The sequence below is a fragment of the Achromobacter sp. DMS1 genome, assembly GCF_001270295.1.
In genome coordinates this window covers 1-4,887 of sequence record NZ_LHSJ01000296.1, presented here as the reverse complement: position 1 = coordinate 4,887, position 4,887 = coordinate 1, and the positions used below count along the sequence as shown (strand labels likewise).

Sequence of the window (4,887 nt, the reverse complement as noted above, 5' to 3'; positions counted from 1 at the left end):
TGCGGGCCAGGCAGTCGTCCGGGCCGCCCACCACGATGCGGGCGGAGCACGCCAGCATCAGGTTCAGGTTCAGCCCGAAATCCTCCACCGTGTAGCCCAGCGCGTCCACGTGCGGCGCGGCGAACCGGCCGCCGGATCTACCGGAGCGGGGACGGCGCGCGTCTGCTCGATGAGCGTGCCCGCCTGCCGGGTATAGCCCCACACGGGCTTGCCCAGGGCGACGGCGTAGCCCACCTCGAACGCCGTGCCGGAGTCGGGCTCCGCTCCGCGGAACGGGTTGAGGTTGGCCATGACAAGGTCGGCGCGCTCGATGAGCGCCACATTGGCGCGGTAGATCCATCGGGCCAGCTCGGGGCCGGACAGGCCCGCGGGCGCGGTATTGTCCAGCGGATACAGGCCCTCGAAGCCATGGCGCGCCGCAGCGCGCGCAGCCGCTCGCCGTGGGCCACGGCGTCGGCCCGGAACACGTCGAAACCCGCCAGGTAGACCGTGCGCATGGCTACTGCGGCTCGCCACGGAAAAGCCCTCGCCGGTGGCGAAGAACGAACCGCCGGCCAGGTAATGGATGGAACGGCGACCGGCTTGCGGAAAGTGCCAGCGGTTGCCGGAGAAGGCGTCGGGGGCGGCCCAGGCGGCCACGACCTCGCCGATGAACAGGTCATAGACCTGCTGGTTGTGCGGCTCGGGCACCACCTTGCATTCGAGCCAGCCCAGGCAGCCCTCGATAAGCGGGGCGCCGATGCGGCTGGCGGCGAAGGTGGCGAAGCCGCAGGCCGCGAACTTGTCCGTCCCGCGCCCGGTTTCCGAGCCCGCCACGTAGGTGGCCCGCGCCTGGTCGCGGGTGGGTATGCACAGCGCGAATTCGCCCGAACGCTCGATGAGTTCGCGCGTGTAGGTGCTCTTGTCCACCACCACCAGCATCTTGGGCGGGCTGAAATCCAGCGGCATGGCCCAGGCGGCGGCCATGACGTTGCGCTCTTCGCCGTGCGCGGTGCTGACCAGCACCGTGGGACCGTGGTTGAGCAGCAGGTAAGCGCGCTCGAGCGCGACGGGCTGGGCGGAAGAGGCTGTCGTCATGTCGGTGTTTCCGCGTGCGAAGCGCCTTGGCGGGCGGGAGCGTGGCGCCCCCCGGCCGAGGCCCCTGTCAGAACATGGTGTTCTTGTTGGCGGGATTTTCGGGGATTTCCTGGCTTACGTCCCAGTGTTCGGCGATCTTGCCGTTTTCCACACGAAAGATGTCGACGATCGCCTGGCCGCGGTCTTCGGGCGAATCTTTCCACAGGTTGTGGATAACTACCAGGTCGCCCTCGGCGACGACCCGCTTGATCTCCACGCTGGCCTGCGGGTGCTGCTCGAAATAGCGCGGAAAGAAATCCACCAGCGGCTCGGCGCCGTCGCCCATATAGGGGTTGTGCTGCACGTAGCGCGGGCCCACGTAGCGGCGCACCGCTTCTTCGATGTCGCGGTCCTGGAACATCATGCGAAAAAACGCCAGCACGATGTCCTTGTTCGAGGACGGGGACGGCTCGTCCGCATGGGCAGGCAGGGCCGCCATGCCGCAGAGGGCCAGCAGCGCGCAGAAAGCCAGTGATTTCAGCTTCATAGACATACGGGGACTCGGAAGAAAGGGCCGCCGGGGACGCCGGACGGGGGCCTGCCAGTTTACAAACAAACCCGGCCTTCCGGCCCCGCGGGTCCCCGATGCCTGCCGATCCTAGTAGCCCACGGTGAATCGCGCCCGCGAATGGCGCGGCGTCTCGATCTCGCCATGCCGACGCCGACCGCCCTGATCGTGCTGGGCGTGCCGGTGGCCGGGCTGACCGCCCTCTGCGGCGAGCTTTCGCGCCGCCTGCCGGCGCTGGGCCTGGAAGACACCCCCATCGTCTGGACCTGCAAGGGCTTCGAAGCCGACACCGCGCGGCTGCCCCACGAAATCATGCGCCAGGCGCTGCCCGGCTCCACCGGCGGCCGCGCTGTCGGGTCCGTCGTTCGCGCGCGAGGTGGCCCGGGGCCTGCCCGTGGCGCTCACCGTGGCCAGCGCCAGCGCCGCGTTCCGCGAAACCACCACCCGCGCCTTCCATGGCGGCGCGCTGCGCGTCGCCGCAAGCCGATCTGGTCGGCGTCGAGGTCGGCGGCGCGCTCAAGAACGTCATCGCGGTGGCCTGCGGCATCTGCGACGGACTGGCGCTGGGCACCAATGCCCGCGCCGCGCTCATTACCCGCGGCCTGGCCGAAATGACCCGCCTCGGCGTGGCCCTGGGCGCCCAGGCCGAAACCTTCGCCGGCCTGACGGGGCTGGGCGACCTGGTGCTGACCGCCACCGGCGAGCTCTCGCGCAACCGCAAGGTGGGCCTGGAAATCGGCGTGGGCCGCAAACTGGCCGACATCCTGGCCAGCGGTATCACCGCCGAGGGCGTGCGCTGCGCGCGCGCCGCGCTCGAACGCGCCCGCGCCGCCCGGGTCGAGCTGCCCATCACCGAGGCCGTCTGTGCCGTGCTCTTCGAAGGCGTGGCGCCCATGACGGCGGTTTCGGCCCTGCTGGCGCGCGACGCCCGCTACGAAAGCGGCAACGCGCCCGGCTGAAAGCCTCATACGCCCCCGATTTCCGTCCGCACGATCACAACGCCCACAACACTCTGGAGACCTCCGTCATGTCGATAGCCCGCAATTTCCGGGTCGGTTCCCTGCTGCGCAAGCTGTGCCTGGGGCTGGCGGCCCTGCTGCCGCTGGCCGCCCACGCCGATTGGCCCGAGCGCCCCATCCACCTGGTGGTGCCCTTCCCGCCCGGCTCCTCGCCCGACCTGCTGGCGCGCACCATCTCCGAGCCGTTGTCGCAGGCGCTGGGCCAGCCCATCGTGATCGACAACAAGCCGGGCGCGGGCGGCAACATCGGCACCCGCATCGTGTCGCAGGCCAGGCCGGACGGCTACACCCTGCTCTACACGATCAACGGGCCGCTGGTCACGGCGCCCACGCTGTACAAAAAGACCCTGGGCTACGATCCGCTGCGCGACCTGGCGCCCATCACGCTGGTAGGCACCAGCCCCAACGTGCTGGTGGTGCCGGCCAGCCTCAAGGTGGACACGGTGCAGGACTTCGTCAAGCTCGTGAAATCGCGGGGCAATTCGCTGAACTACGGCTCCGTGGGCCCGGGCAGCTCGGCCCATCTGGCCATGGAAATGTTCAAGGGACGCGCCGGCATCGACCTGGCGCACATCCCGTACTCGGGATTCCCGCAGGTGATCTCGGCCATCATCGGCGGCGACGTGCAGGCCGGCTTCATGGTGCCCGCCATTGCCGTGCCCCAGGCGCGCGACGGCAAGGTCAGGCTGCTGGCCGTGACCAGCCTGCAGCCCAGCGACGCGCTGCCCGGCGTGCCCACCATGGCGGCCGAAGGCTATCCGGGTTTCGAGGCGATTTCCTGGAACGCCGTGCTGGCCCCCGCCGGCACGCCCACGCCCATCATCGAGCGCCTGAACGGCGAGCTGTCGCGCATCCTGGGCAGCGAATCGGTGCGCAAGCAGTTCACGCAGCAGTACTTCACGCCCGCGCCTTCCACGCCCGAGGCGCTCACCCGCCGCATCAAGGACGAAAAGGCGCTCTGGGACCCAGTGATCCAGAAGCTGAATCTCTCGCTGGATTGACGCCTGTTGCGCCAGCGGCCCCGCGCGCGCCTGGGCCGGCGGCCGCTCACAGGCCGCGTCGTATCCCTGCTGGCGCCACGCCTCGAATACGGTGACGGCCACGGCGTTGGACAGGTTGAGGCTGCGCTGCCCCGGACGCATGGGCAGGCGCAGCCTCTGCTGCGGCGCGAAGAGCGCCTGGTGGGCTTCCGACAGGCCCGAGGTTTCGCGGCCGAACACGAACACATCCCCCGGGCGGAACGCCACGTCGCCCACGCTGCGCTGCGCCCGCGTGGTGAGCGCATAGATATGGGAAGGGTCGGCCCCGGTGTCTGCCAGCGCTCTTCGAGGCTGTCGTGCACGCGCACAGGCTGCCATTCGTGATAGTCCAGCCCGGCGCGGCGCAACCGCGCGTCGTCCATGTCGAATCCCAACGGGCGCACCAGGTGCAGCTGCGCGCCGGTGTTGGCGCAAAGCCGGATGGCGTTGCCGGTGTTGGGCGGGATTTCGGGGCAGACCAGGATGACGTGAAACATGGCGAAGGCGCAGAAAACGGCGGCGTTCCGAACGGGACGCGGATGTGGCGGATTGTCGCCGATTTGCCGTTCTCCCGGGTGCTCTACGGCGCGCCGCCGGGGGTGCGCGCCGCCACCAGCACCGTTACGTCCTGCGCGCCGCCGGCGATGAGCTCCTGGGCGGCGGCACGCACGGTGCTGCCGGTCGTCATGACGTCGTCCACCAGTACCGCGTGCCGGCCCGCCAGGGGCTCGCGGCAGACGTACAGCCCCTGCGCCGCGCGGCGGCGGGCCCGGCGGTCCAGCGTGGCTTGGCGCGGCGTTTCGCGGCGGCGCGCCAGCACGGCGCGCGCCAGCGGGATATCCAGCTCGCCGGCCAGGGCGCGGGCGATCTCGGCCGCGGGATTCATGCCGCGCCGGCGCAGCGAGGCGCGGCCGGCCGGCACCGGCACCAGCACCGCGCCCGCGGGCAGAACCAATCCCTGTCGCGCGCAGGCGCGCGCCATCATGCCCGCCAGCACGGGGGCCATGCTCAGCCGCAGCCCGGACTTGAGCATATGGACCAGGATGTCGGCGGGCGGCTCGTAATCGAACGCCGCCACGCAGCGCGAGAACGGCGGCGCGCCCGCCAGGCAGGCCGCGCAGTGGCCGTGCCTGAGGCGCAGGGCGCAGCGCGGGCAGCGCGGAACCGCCGGATCGGCCATGGACCCGGCGATATCGGACTCGCACCCGGCGCACAGCCGCCGCCC

At 70.7% G+C, this 4,887-nt stretch carries 3 protein-coding genes and 4 pseudogenes; 2 read left to right on the top strand and 5 right to left on the bottom strand.

From position 1 onward, the window contains the following. The 3 genes and pseudogenes from AD428_RS22845 to AD428_RS22835 form a co-directional block, all read right to left on the bottom strand. Nucleotides 1-497: pseudogene (locus AD428_RS22845) on the bottom strand (nucleoside 2-deoxyribosyltransferase); the annotation flags it as partial. A 13-nt stretch (nt 498-510) separates the two neighbouring features. Then, a pseudogene (locus tag AD428_RS22840) lies at nt 511-1,077 on the bottom strand (flavin reductase family protein); the annotation flags it as partial. A 67-nt stretch (nt 1,078-1,144) separates the two neighbouring features. Then, nucleotides 1,145-1,609: a nuclear transport factor 2 family protein gene (locus AD428_RS22835; RefSeq protein WP_053246683.1), complete on the bottom strand. Its 465-nt coding sequence runs from the start codon at nt 1,607-1,609 to the stop codon at nt 1,145-1,147. 45 nt (nt 1,610-1,654) lie between these two features. On the opposite strand from AD428_RS22835, the pseudogene AD428_RS22830 reads away from it, so the two are divergent. Both AD428_RS22830 and AD428_RS22825 read left to right on the top strand, forming a co-directional pair. Then, a pseudogene (locus AD428_RS22830) lies at nt 1,655-2,583 on the top strand (NAD(P)H-dependent glycerol-3-phosphate dehydrogenase). 68 nt (nt 2,584-2,651) lie between these two features. Then, entirely contained in the window at nt 2,652-3,644 is a 993-nt protein-coding gene (locus tag AD428_RS22825; protein WP_053246682.1) for a Bug family tripartite tricarboxylate transporter substrate binding protein, read from the top strand. 99 nt (nt 3,645-3,743) lie between these two features. Here the strand turns inward: AD428_RS22825 and AD428_RS25750 are convergent. Further along, nucleotides 3,744-4,159, bottom strand: a pseudogene (locus AD428_RS25750) (tRNA (cytidine(34)-2'-O)-methyltransferase); the annotation flags it as partial. 83 nt (nt 4,160-4,242) lie between these two features. Then, the coding region (locus AD428_RS22820; protein WP_235491079.1) for a ComF family protein at nt 4,243-4,887 on the bottom strand (645 nt) is incomplete at its 5' end.